General features: G+C 69.8%; 18 protein-coding genes and 1 riboswitch. Of the genes, 9 read left to right on the forward strand and 9 right to left on the reverse strand.

Annotation, left to right across the window (positions count from 1 at the left end):
- Nucleotides 1-60 precede the first annotated feature (60 nt).
- Nucleotides 61-1,599, forward strand: coding sequence for an alkaline phosphatase family protein (locus tag NJQ98_RS13565; RefSeq protein WP_262179574.1), 1,539 nt, complete (start codon nucleotides 61-63; stop codon nucleotides 1,597-1,599).
- Between the two features lie 42 nt (nucleotides 1,600-1,641).
- Entirely contained in the window at nucleotides 1,642-2,256 is a 615-nt protein-coding gene (locus tag NJQ98_RS13570; RefSeq protein WP_262179576.1) for a DUF309 domain-containing protein, read from the forward strand.
- A 77-nt stretch (nucleotides 2,257-2,333) separates the two neighbouring features.
- On the opposite strand, the gene NJQ98_RS13575 is transcribed toward NJQ98_RS13570, so the two are convergent.
- A complete protein-coding gene (locus NJQ98_RS13575) occupies nucleotides 2,334-3,404 on the reverse strand; it encodes a type II glyceraldehyde-3-phosphate dehydrogenase (RefSeq protein ID WP_262179578.1) in 1,071 nt (356 codons plus the stop codon).
- A gap of 177 nt (nucleotides 3,405-3,581) precedes the next feature.
- On the opposite strand from NJQ98_RS13575, the gene NJQ98_RS13580 reads away from it, so the two are divergent.
- Nucleotides 3,582-4,535, forward strand: a complete 954-nt coding sequence (locus NJQ98_RS13580) for an aminopeptidase (protein WP_262179580.1) — start codon at nucleotides 3,582-3,584, stop codon at nucleotides 4,533-4,535.
- Between the two features lie 75 nt (nucleotides 4,536-4,610).
- Here NJQ98_RS13580 and NJQ98_RS13585 read toward each other — a convergent pair whose 3' ends face one another.
- The gene (locus NJQ98_RS13585; protein WP_262179582.1) at nucleotides 4,611-5,021 is read right to left on the reverse strand and encodes a DUF1648 domain-containing protein; all 411 of its coding nucleotides are present in this window, start codon (nucleotides 5,019-5,021) and stop codon (nucleotides 4,611-4,613) included.
- A 112-nt stretch (nucleotides 5,022-5,133) separates the two neighbouring features.
- Here NJQ98_RS13585 and NJQ98_RS13590 point away from each other — a divergent pair, with 112 nt between their 5' ends.
- Both NJQ98_RS13590 and NJQ98_RS13595 read left to right on the forward strand, forming a co-directional pair.
- Entirely contained in the window at nucleotides 5,134-5,787 is a 654-nt protein-coding gene (locus NJQ98_RS13590; protein WP_262179584.1) for an HVO_0476 family zinc finger protein, read from the forward strand.
- Between the two features lie 66 nt (nucleotides 5,788-5,853).
- Nucleotides 5,854-6,582, forward strand: coding sequence for a protein-L-isoaspartate O-methyltransferase family protein (locus NJQ98_RS13595; protein ID WP_262179585.1), 729 nt, complete (start codon nucleotides 5,854-5,856; stop codon nucleotides 6,580-6,582).
- Here the strand turns inward: NJQ98_RS13595 and NJQ98_RS13600 are convergent.
- The 3 genes from NJQ98_RS13600 to NJQ98_RS13610 all read right to left on the reverse strand — a co-directional run bounded on the left by NJQ98_RS13600 (nucleotide 6,579) and on the right by NJQ98_RS13610 (nucleotide 7,873).
- The gene (locus tag NJQ98_RS13600) at nucleotides 6,579-7,025 is read right to left on the reverse strand and encodes a DUF7382 domain-containing protein (protein WP_262179587.1); all 447 of its coding nucleotides are present in this window, start codon (nucleotides 7,023-7,025) and stop codon (nucleotides 6,579-6,581) included. The genes NJQ98_RS13595 and NJQ98_RS13600 overlap by 4 nt on opposite strands.
- A 99-nt stretch (nucleotides 7,026-7,124) precedes the next feature.
- The gene (crcB, locus tag NJQ98_RS13605; protein WP_262179589.1) at nucleotides 7,125-7,490 is read right to left on the reverse strand and encodes a fluoride efflux transporter CrcB; all 366 of its coding nucleotides are present in this window, start codon (nucleotides 7,488-7,490) and stop codon (nucleotides 7,125-7,127) included.
- Nucleotides 7,484-7,873: a CrcB family protein gene (locus NJQ98_RS13610; protein WP_262179590.1), complete on the reverse strand. Its 390-nt coding sequence runs from the start codon at nucleotides 7,871-7,873 to the stop codon at nucleotides 7,484-7,486. The genes crcB and NJQ98_RS13610 overlap by 7 nt, the downstream gene beginning before the upstream one ends.
- A gap of 3 nt (nucleotides 7,874-7,876) precedes the next feature.
- Nucleotides 7,877-7,960: riboswitch (Fluoride riboswitch) on the reverse strand.
- An 82-nt stretch (nucleotides 7,961-8,042) separates the two neighbouring features.
- Here NJQ98_RS13610 and NJQ98_RS13615 point away from each other — a divergent pair.
- Both NJQ98_RS13615 and NJQ98_RS13620 read left to right on the forward strand, forming a co-directional pair.
- On the forward strand, nucleotides 8,043-9,149 hold the full coding sequence (locus tag NJQ98_RS13615; protein WP_262179593.1) for an aminotransferase class V-fold PLP-dependent enzyme: 1,107 nt from the start codon (nucleotides 8,043-8,045) through the stop codon (nucleotides 9,147-9,149).
- A gap of 45 nt (nucleotides 9,150-9,194) precedes the next feature.
- Nucleotides 9,195-10,478 (forward strand): eIF2B alpha/beta/delta subunit family protein, encoded by a 1,284-nt coding sequence (locus NJQ98_RS13620; RefSeq protein ID WP_262179595.1) that lies wholly within the window; start codon nucleotides 9,195-9,197, stop codon nucleotides 10,476-10,478.
- Nucleotides 10,479-10,525: 47 nt separating this feature from the next.
- Here the strand turns inward: NJQ98_RS13620 and NJQ98_RS13625 are convergent, their stop codons facing one another.
- Both NJQ98_RS13625 and NJQ98_RS13630 read right to left on the reverse strand, forming a co-directional pair.
- Nucleotides 10,526-11,224, reverse strand: a complete 699-nt coding sequence (locus NJQ98_RS13625) for a cyclase family protein (RefSeq protein ID WP_262179598.1) — start codon at nucleotides 11,222-11,224, stop codon at nucleotides 10,526-10,528.
- A gap of 39 nt (nucleotides 11,225-11,263) precedes the next feature.
- The gene (locus tag NJQ98_RS13630; RefSeq protein ID WP_262179599.1) at nucleotides 11,264-12,010 is read right to left on the reverse strand and encodes an MBL fold metallo-hydrolase; all 747 of its coding nucleotides are present in this window, start codon (nucleotides 12,008-12,010) and stop codon (nucleotides 11,264-11,266) included.
- Between the two features lie 234 nt (nucleotides 12,011-12,244).
- Between NJQ98_RS13630 and NJQ98_RS13635 the strand changes: the two genes are divergently transcribed.
- Nucleotides 12,245-13,795, forward strand: coding sequence for an alpha,alpha-trehalose-phosphate synthase (UDP-forming) (locus tag NJQ98_RS13635; RefSeq protein WP_262179600.1), 1,551 nt, complete (start codon nucleotides 12,245-12,247; stop codon nucleotides 13,793-13,795).
- Entirely contained in the window at nucleotides 13,792-14,592 is an 801-nt protein-coding gene (otsB, locus tag NJQ98_RS13640) for a trehalose-phosphatase (protein WP_262179601.1), read from the forward strand. The genes NJQ98_RS13635 and otsB overlap by 4 nt, the downstream gene beginning before the upstream one ends.
- Nucleotides 14,593-14,725: 133 nt before the next feature.
- On the opposite strand, the gene NJQ98_RS13645 is transcribed toward otsB, so the two are convergent.
- Entirely contained in the window at nucleotides 14,726-15,763 is a 1,038-nt protein-coding gene (locus tag NJQ98_RS13645; RefSeq protein ID WP_262179603.1) for an AbrB/MazE/SpoVT family DNA-binding domain-containing protein, read from the reverse strand.
- Between the two features lie 5 nt (nucleotides 15,764-15,768).
- A complete protein-coding gene (gene pstB / locus NJQ98_RS13650) occupies nucleotides 15,769-16,653 on the reverse strand; it encodes a phosphate ABC transporter ATP-binding protein PstB (protein WP_262179604.1) in 885 nt (294 codons plus the stop codon).
- Nucleotide 16,654 lies beyond the last annotated feature (1 nt).

A 16,654-nucleotide genomic window follows, 5' to 3' on the forward strand; every position in this document is an offset into this window, starting at 1 on the left:
TGTGTCATGCCGTCGTCACAGACGGAAAGACCTATTGGCGCGCTCTCGGGGAGTTTGGATATGACGCGGACGTTCGTCGTCGGGCTCGACGGCGCGAGCTGGCGGCTGCTGGACCCGTGGATAGCGGCCGGCGACCTGCCGAACCTGGCCGAGTTACGGGCCGACCACACCTGGGCAGAGACCGAGAGCTGTCTCCCGCCCGTGACCTTCCCCAACTGGAAGTGTTACTCCGCCGGGAAGGACCCCGGCGGGCTGGGCGTGTTCTGGTTCGAACACATCGACCTGGCGAACGAGCGCATCGACGTGGCCAAGGGCGGCGACTTCAAGACGGCGGAGCTCTGGGACTATCTGGCCGACGACGGCCAGACCCCCGGCGTCGTCAACATGCCGACGATGTACCCGCCACGCGATATCGGCGGCCCCGTCGTGGCCGGCGGCCCCGACGCCGTCCAGGGGGAGTACCGCTCCATCGACAGCGGCTACGCCGCCCCCGAGGGGCTGGAAGCGGAGTTAGAGGAGCTGTTCGACTACCGGGTCCATCCGGACCCGCTGCTGTCGGGCAACGACGAGCGCGGCGCCGAGGTCGACGCCATCCTCGACGTCATGGAGAGCCGCTTCGAGGTGGCACTGCATCTCTTAGAGGAGAAGGACCTGGAGTTCGTCCACGTGACGCTGTTCTACCTGAACGTCCTCCAGCACTTCTTCTGGGACGACGAGCCGACCAAGCGGGCGTGGGAGCTGGTCGACGAGTGGCTCGGCGAACTCGCCGCGATGGACGACCTGAACCTCGTCCTGATGTCCGACCACGGGAGCGGCCCGACGACGACGGAGTTCTACATCAACGAGTGGCTCGCCGAAAACGGCTACCAGGCCCACGAGCGGACCGTCGAGGACTTCTTCCGGCCGCTGGGACTCACCCGCGAGAACGTCCTCGGGGTGGCGAAGAAGGCCGGCGTCGTCGACCTGCTGGCCAAGACCGTCCCCGAGTCCATCCAGCAGTTGGTCCCCCAGAGCGCGGGGGCCAAACGCGCCCGGAAACTGGAGGCCATCGACCTCGAACACACGCAGGCCGTCGCCAGCGGCCAGGGCCCCATCTACCTGATGCCCGGTACGCCCGAATCCGTTCGCGACCAACTCATCGAGGACCTGCGGGCCGTCGAGGACAGCGAGGGACCGGTGTTCGACGGCGTCTACCGCGGCGAGGAGGTCTACAGCGGCGAGTATGTCGACGAGGGCCCCGAAGTCGTCGTGGACATGCGCGACGGCGTCCACGTCAACGACGGCATCGGCGGCGGAGAGATACAGACCGCGCCGGACCGCTGGGCCGCCGAAAACACCCGCAACGGCATCTTCCTCGCCAGCGGGCCCGACTTCACCAGCGAGGGCGAAATCGACCAGATCAGCATCACGGATATGGCGCCGACCATCCTGGCCGCCCACGGCGTCGACATCCCCACCGACATGGTCGGCGAAGTGCTGCCCATCCACAGCGAGACGCCCGAGGTCGGCGAGCGCGACCCGATAGACATCGGCGCCCGCGGCGAGGGGACCAGCGAGGAAGTCGCCGACAGGCTCCAGCAGCTGGGCTACATGGAGTAGCAGAGCCGGGGCTTTTCAGCGCGCACCCTCTTATCTTCGGACATGCACGCCCCCCTCCGGGCCGGCCTCGCCGTCTACAACGCCGGCCGGTACCACGCCGCTCACGACGCCTGGGAGGACCACTGGCTCGACCTCGACGAGGGCGACGACGAGCGCCTCCTCCACGGGCTCATCCAGTTCACCGCCGTCGTCCACCACGGGACAGACGGGAACCGCTCGGGGGCCGAGGGGTTGGCCGAGAGCGCCGAAGAGTATCTGGCGGCCCTGCCCGCCGACTACCGCGGCGTGAACCTCGACGACGTGCGGTCGTTTCTCGCGCGGGTGACAGCGGACCCGAGCGCAATCGACTGGGACGACCCGCCGACGCTGACACACGAGGGCCGCGTCGTGGGCTACGAGAGCCTCGATTTCGAGGCGTCGGTCGTCGCCGCCCGCGTGCTCGCCGAGGCCGAGGGCTACGACGAGAGCGTGGTCGAGGACGCCGTCACGTACGCCCGCCGGGAACTCGACGACCGGGGCGAGGGGCACTTCGTCGGCCAGCTGTTCGCGTTCGTCCAGGAGACCGAGAACCGACCGTTCGTCTACGCCCACCTCTCGAACCACGTCGAGCGGGAGCACCAGAAGGACGACGACGTGGCCGGGCTGTTCGACTCGTAACCGCTGGCCGGAGTACAGTGAGCGCTCGTTACACGTCCCGCGCGTAGCCAAAAGACCGAGAGAGCGACCGGGAACAGCTAGTCGTCCGCGGTCCCCTCGACCCGTGGAGCCCCGGCGTCGTGCTGGACGAGCCCCTGGCCCACCCCGAGCGCCTCGTCGGTGCGCCGGACGCTCTGTTCGGCGCTCGCGGTCCGCCCGGAGAGCGCCCTGACGGCGTCGATGTTCTCGGGGACCACGTCGGCCTCCTGGTGGATGGCCTGGAACAGATACAGGTCCCGGCCCTCGACGGTGACGGACTCCGCCCAGATGCAGTTCTCCCAGACGTCCCCGCGCGGGCGGCCGGCGTCGCGGGTGTACTCCTTGAGTTTGCCGGCGCCGTCGATACCGAGCGTCTCGGGGATGAGAAACAGGCGGGATTCGTCGGCCAGCAGGTCCCGGACTTCGGCGGCGGTGGGTTCGGACTCCAGCGTGACGTTGACCGAGTGGGTGTGCATCTGCGTCGTCGGCACCTTCATCCCCATCGTGTCGATGGCGAGGTCGGGAAACACCGTCTGTACGTCGGGGCCGTGGTGGGAGGGAATCTCGACGGGGTCCGGGAGGGTGTCGTTGATTGGGCCGCGGCCGGTCTGGCCGGGGTCGCCCCCGCGCCGGACCAGCGTCACGCGGGCCTTCTCGATGCCGTACGACTCCGAGAGCGGCGCGAACAGCCGCGAGAGCCCGGTCGTGTTACAGGAGACCACGCGGGCGGTGTCGGCGCCGACGGCGGCGTCGTAGTTGGCCCGCGCGTTGAAACTCACGTCGGCCACGTCGGCCGATTCCCCGCCCTGGAAGATGGCCGGGGTGTCGTGGTCGGCGTAGAGAGCGGCGTTGGTCTCGCCGACGCCGCCGGGCGTGGTGTCGACCACCACGTCGCTGGCCTCGACCATGTCCCGGACCGTGCCAGCGGTGTCGAGCCCCGCTACGTCGAAGGGGCCGCCGCCGTCCTCGCCGGCCGCGAAGAGGTCGTAGCCGCGGTCTGCGGCGATGGTCGCCTCGAAGTTCGGCGACCGTTTGGCGACGCCGGCGACCGTCATATCTGGCTGGACACGCACCGCGTCGGCGACCCGTTTGCCGATCGTGCCGAAGCCGTTGACGCCCACATGGAGCATGGAAGTGGGTTGCGGGCGGGAGGATATATTATTTGTGATTAATAATGATATAAACTTACTCGGTTTGTTGTACCCGACGCACGGAACACCGCCAGCCCCATCTTTTGTCCATAAACCGATAGTTTCTTGCGGGTCGCTCCCACCAAGAGTTAATCCGTCAGGGGACAACCCCTCTGCATGGACAACTCCTCGCTCCGTCGACCCGCAGAAACCGCCATCAAGCAGTGTCTGGACCTCCGACCCGGCGAGTCGTGTGCGGTCATCACCGACGACAAGCGCAAGGCCATCGGCGAAGCGCTCTATCGCGTCGCCGGCGAGATCACCGACGACGCCGTCTTCGTGCGCTACCCGCCGGGCGAGCAACACGGCGAGGAGCCCCCGCGCCCCGTGGCCGGTGCGATGCGGACCGCCGACGTGGTGTTGGCCCCGACGACGAAGAGTCTGACCCACACCGAGGCCCGCAGCGACGCCAACGCCGCCGGCGCCCGCGTCGCGACGCTCCCGGGCATCACCGAGGGCGTCTTCCTGATGGGACTGGACGCCGACTACGAGGCCATCGAGGGCCACTGTCAGGACGTGCTCGCCCAGGTCGACGGCGCCGAGGAGATACGGGTCACGACGCCCCAGGGTACCGATATCACCTTCGGTCTCGGGGCCCGCGAGTGGCACCTGGATACGGGTATCGTCCACAACGCGGGCGAGATGTCGAACCTCCCCGCCGGCGAGGTGTTCATCGCGCCCGAGACCGCCGACGGCACCTTCGTCGTCGACGGGACGATGCGTCCCCACGGGAAACTCGACGACAAGCTCCTCTCTTTCGAGGTCGAGGACGGCTACGTCACCGACATCTCGGACCCGGAGATACGCGAACAGGTCGAGACGGCCGCCGAGGAGGTGGGCCGGGACGCCTACAACCTCGCCGAACTGGGCATCGGGACCAACGTCGCCGTCACGGACCTCGTCGGCTCCGTGTTGCTCGACGAGAAGGCGGGAGGGACTGTCCACATCGCTGTCGGCGACGACCACGCCATCGGCGGGGACACCCACGCGCCCATCCACCTCGACGGCATCCTGACGGAGCCGACGGTGTACGCGGACGGCGACGAAATCGAACTGCCCCGCGGCGAATAAGCCGCCGCGGATGCCCCACCGCAGCTGAACGGCGAGCGGCCCGGGCTTTGCGTTTGCCGGCGAGGTTGCTCGCGGTCATCCCGGGGCGTACCTCTCGCGCCAGAGCGTGTAGCCGACCAGCAGCGCCGCGAAGACGAGCGACCCGGGGAGGAGCCCGTCGAGTGGGACCGCGTACCCGGCGTTCCAGGCGAGGACGAGGACGTGGACGACACCCAGAAACGCCGTCGTGGCGAGGACGACCACGGGGCCGGTCTGTGGGTCCGAGGGCGGGTCCGCCGCCATGGCGGCCCGCATCACGATTACCGTTGCCAACATGACGGCCGGGAGTACGGCGACGCCGACGGCTTTCGGGACGTAGTTGTCGGGGGCGCCCGACGCCGAGAAGTGGATAGCGACCTCGGCGGGCAGCCGAGGCCAGAGGGCGACCCCGGCGGGGGCGACGAGTCCGACGGCGAGCCCGTCGGCCCGGGACCATGACGGCGACATCACCGGGGGTTCTCGCGGCACGGGCAAATGGATTACCCCGGACAGTGGGAAGGCAAACCACGCGCAGCGCCGGTGCGACGACCATTTAGGCCCGCGCTGAGAAGGGACGTACATGAGCGACGCCACACCCGGGGAGCGCATCGGGCTCCCCTGTCCGGCCTGTTCGCCGGATATCGAGACCGTCCACGAGGTACTGAAGCCCGGCGGCCACGTCACCGTGCGCTGTACGGAGTGCGACCACGTCCACAAGGAGGCGCTGCCAGACGACACCACCCTCCAGCGCGATGTCGTCGTCTCCCAGGACGGCGAGTCCTTCAAAGCGCAGGTCGACGTGCCGGAGGGCGAACAGCTGGCCGTCGGCGAGGAGTTCCTGCTGGAGACCGAGGAAGCGGTCGTCTCCGCCCGTATCACGAGCCTCGAGACCGACGAGGGGCGCACCGAGGAGGCCCCGGTCGAGGACGTCGGGACCATCTGGTCGCGCGCGGTCGGGAACGTCGCGGTCAACGTCACGATGCACCCGAAGGACGGCCGCCACGACGAGACCGAGAGCTTCAAGCTCCAGGTCCCCGGCGACTACGAGTTCACCGTCGGCGAGACCGAGGAGTTCCGCGACGAGGAGTTCACGGTCGAGGGCATCCACGTCCGCGACGACGCGACGGGCTACGAACACGAGAAGCTGGATTTCGACGGCGACATGGTGTTCGCCAAGGACATCAACCGCCTCTACGTCCGCGACGAGTCCTCGACGGCCTGGTCGGCCTGGTAATCGACTGGTTGCGGGGTAATCGCCGTCGGGCGCGCCATTCTTATAGCTCCGGCGGGAACCCAGACCATGGACCCAGCGGTGCTCCGGGGCGACATGGTCGACAGCCTGCAACACGAGAGCAAGGGCGTCGTCCAGAGCGAGTGGCTCTCGGCAGCGATGCGGTCGGTCCCGCGCGAGGCCTTTGTCGGCGAGCAGCAGGCGTATTCGGACCGCCCGTTCGAGCGACTCGGGACCCGCGTCCTCTCGCCCAGCACCGCGGCGCGACTGCTGGAGGCGCTCGCCCCGGAGGACGACGACGAGGTGCTCGTCGTCGGCGCCGGCGTGGGGTACACCGCCGCCGTGCTGGCAGAGCGGGTCGGCGCCGCCCGCGTACAGGCCGTTGACATCACCCGCCGGCTCGTCTACGACGCGCGGTCGAACCTCGCCGAGGTGGGACACGAGGCCGTTCTGGTCGACCGGCGCGACGGCGCCGAGGGGCTCCCGGAGTACGCCCCGTACGACCGGATTCTGCTGGAGGCGGCCGCCGTCGAGCCGCCCCGGGCCCTGCTCGACCAGCTGGCGACCGACGGCCGGCTCGTGATGCCGCTGGGCACGAACGAGCAGACGCTCGCTATCGTCGACGCCGACGGGCGGGCCGAGCGCCTGGGCACTGTCGCCTTCCAGCCGATGCTCGTCGAGGGCGAACAGGCCGACACGGTCGAGCGCAACCGGACCCGCCGCGAGGACCGTGAACACGCCCAGCGCTCGGCCCAGTCCCGGGCCGGCTGGGAGCAGGACTGGATCGACTGGGACTAGCCGTTTCTCACCACCAGTAGCTCCGTGTTGGACTGCTCGTCCCGGTAGTTCCCGCTGGAGGGCGGTTTCACCGAGAACGTCACCGTCCCCTCCTGCTGGTTCGGTCCCAGCGACGGGTCGACCGACAGCGCCGCCTCGCCGTCGTCGCCCGTCGTGGCCGTGGTAACGCTGTCGAGGGTCGCGGTACCGCTCTTTGCGACGACCGTCGCGTCCGCGACCGGCGACCCCTTCGGGTCGACGACGGTGACGGTCACGTCGGTGTCGCCGGGCCCGGTCACCTCGGGGTCGGGTTCGACGTCCACCTCGGTCACCTGAATCGTCCCGAGCCCCGAGATGGTGCTCATCATCACCCCGAGACAGGCGACGCCGACGACCAGCGCGATGACCAGCCTGATGGGGAGTCCCTCTATCGCCCGTTCGTCACGCCACAGTGAGTGAGGCATGGGCCGGGCTGGTCGCGGGTTGGTACTTGAACCGTCGGGCGAAGGCCCAAGGGCGATGGCGGGACCAGACGAAGGGCTACGAACGGCCCGCGCGGCGGCTTACAGCCCGGCGAGGGCGACGACCCCCCACGCCAGCCCGATGGCCGCCATGGCGCCGACCAGGTTCGCGGCCGCGTTGACCCCCGCCCGCAGTCGCTCGCCCGACTCCCACAGGCGGACGGTGTCGAACGAGAACGAGGAGAACGTCGTGAACGAGCCGCAGGCGCCGGTGCCGACGAGGAGGAGGAGCTCGGTGTCGAGGCCGGCGAACGTGACCAGCCCGAGGACGAAGCTCCCGACGACGTTGACGGTGAGCGTCCCCAGCGGGAACCCCTCGACGTCGACCGCCGACCCCAGATAGTGCCGGCAGAGGGCGCCGATAGCGCCGCCGGTCCCGACGAGGTGGGCGGGGTCGATAGTCACCATCGCTGCTCCCTCCGTTCGACGGCGGCGACCGCTTGGCGAGCGACGAGCACGCCGCCAAAGCCCAGCGCGTAGCTCGCGAGGACGTTCGCCACGGCCCACTCCGGGGTCAGCGCGGTCTCGACGGCGAACGTGCTGTAGGTGGTAAACGAGGAGAGGAAGCCGGTCGTCGCGGCGAGTTTGGTCTCGTCGGCCAGGACGCCGAGATGTATCGCCTCGTACAGCAGACAGCCCAGCGCGAAGCTCCCGAGGGCGTTCACGATGAGCGTCCCCTGCAGCCCGGGGACCAGCGAGCCGACGAAGTACCGGAGGTTCGAGCCGGCGAAGCCGCCGATGCCTATCAGCACGACCGTTTCGACCGTCAGCAGTGGATGTGACTCTGTCATGGGCGGATAACAGGAGTCATCAGCCGGGTCCGGCGACGGGAGCGGTCCAGGCGGTTGGGGCGGGCGGACTCCATCGCCCGTGTGGGCCCACTGTTTCGCGAGTCCGCGTTTAGCCGTTCCGGAATCGAGGGGACACAGCGCTGAAGGCCCCATGGCGCGACGTTCGGATATGGACCCCGCGGAGCTTCGCGCGGCGATACCCGCACTCGACCGCTGTACGTACTGCAACACGGGCGCGAGCGGCCCCAGCCCGCGCACCGTCGTCAGGGCGGCGACGGACTTCCTGGAACACCACGCCTTCGAGGCGCCCGGCGGCGAGGGACCCTACACTGTCGCCTTCGACGCCCTCGAAGCCGCTCGCGAGGTCGCCGCCGGCCACCTCGGCGCCCGCCCCGCCGACGTGGCCTTCACCCGCTCGACGGCCGACGGCATCAACCTCGTCGCCGGTGCTATCGACTTCCAGCCCGGCGACGTGGTCGTCCGCACCGACCTCGAACACCCCGCCGGGACGCTGCCCTGGGACCGGCTGGCAGACACCCACGACATCGAGGTCCGGGTGCTGGAGACCGAGGCCGGACGCGTAGACCTGGACGAGCTGAAAGCCGCCGTCGACGGCGCCCGACTGCTTCTCACCAGTTCGCTGACCTGGAGCCACGGCACCCAGCTACCGGTCAGCGAGATGGTGGACATCGCCCACGACGCCGGGGCGCAGGTGCTCGTCGACGCCGTCCAGTCGGTCGGGCAACACCCGGTCGACGTGGGCGAGTGGGGCGCCGACTTCGTCGCGACGGCGGGTCACAAGTGGCTGCTGGGCGTGTGGGGCAGCGGCATGCTGTACGCCGACCCCGACGCCCTCGACTCGCTTCGCCAGACCCGCATCGGCTACCGCAGCGTCCAGGAGATGGGCGCCGACGACTACGCCTACCACGAGGGCGCCCGCCGCTTCGAGGTCGGCACCACGTCGCCGGCGCCCTACGTCGCGCTCGCGGAGGCCATCGAGACGATGGAATCGGTGGGGCTCGACACCGTCGAATCGCGCGTCGCGGGCCTGACCGACCGGCTGAAGGAGGGGCTCGGCGACCGGCTCTTGAGCCCCGAAGGGTACGAATCCGGGCTCGTCACCTTCGAGGCCGACGACCCCGAGGCGACCGTCGAGCGCCTGGGCGAGCAGGGTATCGTCGTCCGGTCGCTCCCCTACCCCGAGGCCGTGCGGGCGTCGATTCACGTCTTCAACACTCCCGGGGAAATCGACGCGATACTCGACGCAGTGGCGTAGCCGGCGGGCCCGTAGCTTGATTGATGCGCCGGCCCTCGCGGCTGTATGGACGGACCGGTCGTCACCTGCTTCCTGCGCAACGACGGCGAGATACTGCTCCTGCGCCGGAGCGACGGCGCCGGGCGCTCTCGGGGCCAGTGGGACGGGGTGGCCGGCCCAGTCGAGCGCGACGACGGCACCGAGCGCGACCCCGAGACGGCCGCACGCGCCGAAATCGCCGAGAAAACCGGCTTGGCCGACGCCGTCACGCTCGTCCGGCCGGGCGAGCCCGTCCCCGTCGAAGACGGCGAGCGACGCTTTCCGGTTCACCCGTTCCTGTTCGACTGTGACTCGCGGGCCGTCGAAGCCGACGACGGGACCGCCGAGTACGAGTGGGTCCACGCGCCCGAAATCCTGCGCCGCGAAACGGTCCCGTGGCTGTGGGCCAGCTACGACCGCGTTCGGCCCCGGGTAGCGACCCTCGCCGACCGGACGCACGGCTCGGCGTGGCTCTCCCTGCGCGCGCTCGAAACGCTCCGCGACGAGTCGGCGCTGGCGGGGCTGAACCGAGACGGGGCGGGAGAGACGAGCGAGCGCGACGGCGACGGCTGGTCGGCGCTGGCCGACCTCGCCCGCCGCCTGCGGGGCTCTCGCCCGTCGATGGCGGTGCTCGAAAACCGCGTGAACCGCGTGATGACCGCGGCGATAGACGAACGGACTGCCGAGGCCGTCGAGCGGGCCGGCCGCGGCGCCATCGCCCAGGCCGTCGACGCCGACAGCGAGGCCGCCCGACTGGCCGTCGACGCCGTTGGCGAGCGGGTGGCGACGCTGTCGCGGTCGGGGACCGTCGCGGCGGCGCTCCGGGCGGCCGACCCCGAGGCCGTGCTGGTGGCCGAGTCCCGGCCCGGCGGCGAGGGCGTCGGTGTCGCCGAGTCACTGGCCGACGCGGCGGCCGTGACGCTGACCACGGACGCGGCCTTCCCGTTCGAACTCGACGAGTGGGACGCCGACACGCTGGTCGTCGGCGCGGACCGGGTGTTGCCCGACGGGCGCGTCGTCAACAAGGCGGGCACCCGCGGGGCGGCGCTGGCGGCGGCCGAGGCGGGCGTCGACTGTCTGGTCGTCGCGGCCAGCGACAAGGTCGCCGCCGACGGCGAGTACGACCTGGAGCCCCGCGACCCCGACGAACTGTACGACGGAGACGCCGACGTGACCGTGGCGAACCCGACCTTCGACGTGACGCCGGCCGACGCGGTCGCGTCGGTCGTGACCGAGCAGGGACAGCTCTCGACGGACGAAGTGGCGGCCGTCGCGGCCGCTCACCGGGAGTGGACGGCGTGGGACCGGTAGCCCCCGGCGAGGCGACAGCGACGAGCGCACCTGTCGCGCCGACGCCGTCAGTCCCAGCGGGCGACTGCTCGCACGGGCCCGCCGTCGCCCTCGGCGAGCGCGAGCGGGAGCGCGGTGAGTTCGAACCGCGCCGGAACGCTGTCGAGGTTCGTCAGGTTCTCCGCGATGAGCCGGCCGTTCCCGAGCAGTTCGTGGTGGGCGGGGACGCCCGCGTCGGGGTGGTCGGCGGGAATCTGCGGGTCGTTACTCGCCCCGTCGGTCGCGTGCGGGTCGTCACTCCCGCTCGCACCGTCTGCCGGCGTCGGGTCGACGTTGAGCGCGTCGGTGGCCACGTCGTACCCCTGCTCGACGCAGTGGCGGGCCGCGTCAGGCGTGAGGTAGGGGTGGTCCAGATACTTGGGTTCGCCCCAGTGGCGGTCCCAGCCGGTCCACAGGACGACCGCACCGGCGTCGACCGTCGGCAGGTCCGCGGGCCGAATCGGTTCGCGCGCGCCGCGGTCCCGGAGGTCCACGCGCACGGCGTCCCGGACGAACCGCGAGACGGGCAACTCGTCGAGCGTGGCGCCGTCGGGTTCGGTGTGGCTGGGCGCGTCGACGTGGGTGCCGGTGTGGCTGCCACACGAGAGCGCCGAGACGCGGTAGCCGTCGGCGGCCATCGTCGCGTGGCTGTCGATAGTGACAGCGGGGTCGCCGGGATAGACTGGCATCCCCGACTCGATAGGGTGAGAGAGGTCGGCAACGGGCATACGGGACGTGGCGGGGCCGGGCGGGTAGGTGTGGCGGGTTCAGCGCTCGTCCAGCACGACGGGAATCCCCGATTCGGCCACGTCCGCGGCGAACTCGCGGGCGTCCGCTTCGAGGTTGGAGAAGGTGTTGTAGTGGACCGGCATGACGAGGCGGGGCTCGATGGTCGCCGCCAGCCCGGCGGCCTCGTGGCGGTCCATCGTCGCCCGCGGGCCGATGGGCGGACAGAACACCGATGTCTCCAGGGTGCGATGGCCCGGCAACACGTCGCTGTCGCCGGGGTAGTAGACGCGGGTCCCGTCGACCTCGACCATGAACCCACAGCCGAAGCCCTCGGGGTGGTAGGGCGTGCCGTCGGGCAGCGTGTGCTTGCCGTCGGGCTCGTTGTGGGCCGGCGAGGTCCAGATGGGGACGCCGTCGACCTCCAGCTGTGACTTGGCGTCGACCTCGCGGACCTCGTAGGGGAGGTCGACGATAGAGGGCAGGTCCCGCTCGACGTCGCGGCCGTCGATGCCCTCGAAGGCGACGATAGTGGTGTCCTCGTTCGCGACCCGCTCGATGCCGTCGGGGTCGTAGTGGTGGATGTGGGTCACACAGACGATGTCGGCGTCCTCGGCGCGGTAGTCGGTCGACGGCGGGTGGCCGATGCCGTCGGCGTGTGGCTCCCACTCCCCCGTGAGGACGCCGTAGCGCCCGGGGTCGGTGTACACCACGCGGTCCTCGCCGGCGATGCGTATCGTGGCATACCCCAGCCAGTCGATAGTCAGGCCCTCGTGGCGGACAGTCATTGCCGGTAGTTCGTGGTGCCACCGTCATAAACCGGTGGTTTTGCCGCTGCCGGCTGTACCGCACTTACGGCACGAACGGGCGGCCGGCAGCGCGGCGCGGTGGGGAAGGTAGCGCGCCGGTTTCCCCCGGCTGGCGACGCTGTGGACGGTAGCGGAACGCTACCGGGTGTCTGGCCGATGGTGGCAGCTGCAAGCCGTTCGTATATATCAGCTCGCCTCCACAACTTACGTCAGATGACTAACAGTAAGGCCGGCTCGGACACGGACTCCGACCCGGAGGCGACCACGTCGACCGACTGGGCGAACGCCATCGGCGACGGTGGACTCGTCGTGGTCTCGAACCGCCAGCCGTACAGCCACACATACGACGGGGACGACATCGCCGTCGAAGTCCACGCGGGGGGCCTGACGGCCGGGCTGGACCCGGTGATGCAGGCGGTCGGCGGGACGTGGATCGCGTGGGGGGACGGCGACGCCGACCGGGAGGTCGTCGACGAGAACGACTGCGTGCCGGCCCCGCCCGACGACCCCGGCTACACGCTCCGCCGCGTCTGGCTTGACGACGACGAGGTCGACGACTACTACTACGGCTTCAGCAACCAGGTGCTCTGGCCCATCTGTCACTCGGCGCTGACGAACGTCACGGAGTGGGAGCGCTACTGGGAGCAGTACCAGTCGGTCAACGAGCGGTTCGTCGACGCCGTCGCGGACCACGCCGACCCGGGCGACATCGTCTGGTTCCAGGACTACCACTTCGCGCTCGCGCCGGCTATCGCCCGCGAGCGGCTCGACGACGACACCGTGTTGATGCAGTTCTGGCACATCCCCTGGCCGGCCTGGGACACCTTCCGGGGCTGTCCCCACGGCGAAGCGATAGTCGAAGGGGTACTCGGCAACGACCTGCTCGTCTTTCACGTCCCCCGCTACCGGGAGAACTTCCTGCACTGCGTCGAGCGGGTCCTCGACGACGCGACCGTCGACCACGAGACCGGGACGGTGCGCTACGACGGCGGGACGACGCAGGTCACGGAGTTCCCGATGGGCGTCGAAGTGGACAAGATAGCCCGGCGGGCGCGCTCCGCGGAAGCCGACGAGTTCTGGGCCGACTTCACCGAGAAGTATCAGGTCGCGGACACCGTCGCCCTCGGCGTCGACCGGCTGGACTACAGCAAGGGCATCCCCGAGCGGCTTCGGGCCCTGGAGCAGTTCTGGGAGCGCAACCCCGAGTGGCGGGGGAAACTCACCTACGTCGAGAAGGGCAGCGAGACACGCTCGCGGATTGACTCCTACCAGCAGGTCCAGGACCAGATAGAGGCCGGCGTCGAGCGCGTCAACGACCGCTTTGGCACCGACGACTGGACGCCGGTCCTCTCCTTCGACGAGTACATCTCGCCGACGGCGCTGGCGAGCCTCTACCGTCACAGCGACCTGGCGCTGGTCAGTCCGATTCGGGACGGGATGAACCTCGTCGCCCAGGAGTACGTCGCGGCCCAGGTCGACGACGACGGCGTGCTCATCCTCAGCGACCAGGCGGGCGCGGGCAGTATACTCGACGCCGCGCTGCTGGTCACGCCCCAGAACACCGGCGCCTTCACCGACGCCATCGAGCGCGCTCTCACGATGCGCGGCGCGGAACGGCGCGCCCGGATGCAGCGCCTCCGCGAGCAGGTATCCGAGAACGACCTCGCGACGTGGACGGGGCTGAACCTGCGGGCGGCGATGGCGCTGCGGGACGGCGACGGCTCCGCGACCGAACCGGGGCTCCCGACCGGAGGCCAGCCGTGACGGCCCCGGTCGCGGACGCCAACAGTGTCGACCGACGGCTCGGCGGGGCCGACGGGCTGCTCGTCGCGCTGGACTTCGACGGGACGCTCGCGCCCATCGAGGACGACCCGGACGCCCCCGAGATAACGCCGGCCAACCGGCGAGCGGTCGAGCGGCTCGTTTCCCGCCCGGACACGCTCGTCGCCGTCGTCTCCGGCCGCCAGCTCGCCGACCTCCGGCCCCGAGTCGGCATCGAGGGGGTCCGCTACGTCGGCAACCACGGCCTGGAGTACACGGTCGACGGGGAGCGGGCGGTCCACCCCGAAGCCGAGGCGCGGACGGACGACCTGCGGGCCGCCCGCGAGGAGATAACGGCCCGGCTGGCCGACATGGAGGGGGTCCACGTGGAGGACAAGGCGGTCACCCTCACCGTCCACTACCGGCGCGCACGGACCGCCTCGCCCGGGGACGTCGCGGCCGTCGTGGACGACGTGGTCGACCCAATCGAGGGGCTGGAGACGGGCAGCGGCAAGATGATAGTCGAGGTCAAGCCGACCGTCGACTGGCACAAGGGCGCCATCGTCGAGCGCCTGCGCGACGAGGTGCCAGAGAGCTGGGGGACGGTGTACGTCGGCGACGACACCACCGACGAGGACGCCTTCGAGGTGCTCGGTGCGGGTGATCTCGGGGTGGTGGTCGGCGAGCACGCGACCGCGGCCGACTACCGCGTCCCGACCCAGTCGGCGGTGTCGGAGCTGCTGACCCGGCTCGCCGGCGTCCTCGACGGCGAGACGCCGGACGAGGTGTCCACAGAATAGCGCCTGTCGAGGTGGTTTTCGGAGAACGAGCGGAGAACTCCGCGTCAGCGGACGCGTATCACTCCGCCCGGACAGTCGGAAAACCCACGCCGGGGACGGGCGGGGCGGTTACTCCCGACGCCACACTCGCTGGCTACTCGACGTCCATCCCGGCCGACGAACACCGCTCCCGAAGCAGCGACTGCAGGCCGACCTCGGCTATCTGTCCGGCCGCCTCGGCCGTCCCTCGGACGGCGTCGACGGCGTGTGTGAGCCGGTAGTCGGCGGCGTCGGTCTCGAACAGCCGCCGGTCGAACTCGTCGATGTCGGAACACAGCCGGTCGCGCTCGTCGAGGAGCCCCTGGACGGCCTCGGGCGCGTCGTCGGCCCCGCCCGCGGTCTCCCCGTTGCCGTCGAGGACCACGCCCACCGCGTCCTGGACCAGGTCGCGGCTGCGGTCGGCGAGGGTCTCGACATCGTCAATTACTTCGGCGTCGACGGGCTCGTCCAGCCGGTCGGCGACGGCCTCTATCCGGTCGGCGTGGTCGGCGACGCGGGCGAGTTCGCGGGCGGTGACCCACCGGTCGAACAGCTCCGGCCGGGTCAGTCCCAGCGCGTCCATCACCGACAGCGAGTCCAGCCCGCGCTGGAAGTAGTGGTCGACCATGGCGGCGATGCGGTCGGTGCCGTCGGCCTGTCCGGCCGGGGCGTCGGCCGACGCGGTCGTCAGCGCGGCCGTGGCCTCCCGGTGGGCCGACAGCGCCGCGAACTGGAGCTGTCGGACCGACTGCGTTATCGACACCTCCTCGACGTCGAGCAGCGAGCGGACCTGCATCCCGTCGTCGCCCGACTCGGTGACGGTGACGCCGGTCAGGGTCCGGGTGACCCGGTCGACCCGGCGGTGGGTCGACTCGGTGACGCCGTCGGAAGAAACGAGTTCGACGCTGTCGACGCCGGCGGTGTAGGCCGCCCGGAGCGTCCGTTCCAGCGCCGCCGGGTCGGCGTCGTCGACCGACAGCGTCAGCGGCTCGCTCTCGCTCTCGACGCCCGTCTGGACGACGAGCGTGCCGTCGATGTGGCTGTGCAGGGCGACGACCGCACCCGGTTCGATGTCGGCTGCGGTGGCCCACTCCTTGGGCAGGGAGACGGTGTAGGTGCCGCCGCCGACCTGCTGTATCTTGCGTGTCTCCATCGCGCTCATCCGAACTTGCCGGTGATGTAGTCCTCGACGCGCTGGCTCTCGGGGTTCTCGAATATCTTGTCCGTGTCGTCGAACTCCACCAGCTCACCGCCGGTGAGGAACACCGCGGTCGTATCCGATATCCGGGCGGCCTGTTGCATGTTGTGGGTGACGATGACGACGGTGTACTCCGCGGCCAACTCCTCGATGAGGTCCTCGATTTTCGAGGTGGCGATCGGGTCAAGCGCCGAGGCTGGCTCGTCCATCAGGATGACCTGCGGGTCGACGGCGATGGCACGAGCGATGCAGAGACGCTGTTGTTGCCCACCCGAGAGGTCCAGCGCGGACTCGTCGAGGCGGTCCTTGACTTCGTCCCACAGCGCCGCCTTCTTCAGGGACTCCTCGACCACCGCGTCCATGTCGACATCGCGGTCCTGTATCCGGAGCCCGTAGGCGACGTTGTCGTAGATGCTCTTGGGGAAGGGGTTGGGGTGCTGGAACACCATCCCGATGCGTCGGCGCAGCGCGACGGGGTCGACGTCGTCGTCGTAGACGTTCTTACCGTCGAAGGTGAGGTCGCCGTCGATTCGGGCCACGTCGATGAGGTCGTTCATGCGGTTGATACACCGCAGGAACGTGGACTTGCCACAGCCCGACGGCCCGATCATCGCAGTGACCTGGTTCTCCGGAATCTCGAGGTTGACGCTCTGCAAGGCCTGTGTCTCGCCGTAGAACACGTCGAGGTCTTTCGACCTGATGACGGTCTCTCCGTTCATTGTCGGCCGGTCACTGGTGTTATCGACCGAGATGGACTGCTCGACGAGCGGTTCGCTCGTCGGGTCCTCGGTCTCGGACGGCTGTGTCTCTGTGCTTGCGGCCGCGTTCGCGTTTTCGTTTGTCATG

This window comes from Haloarcula laminariae (genome assembly GCF_025457605.1).
Taxonomy (GTDB): domain Archaea; phylum Halobacteriota; class Halobacteria; order Halobacteriales; family Haloarculaceae; genus Haloarcula; species Haloarcula laminariae.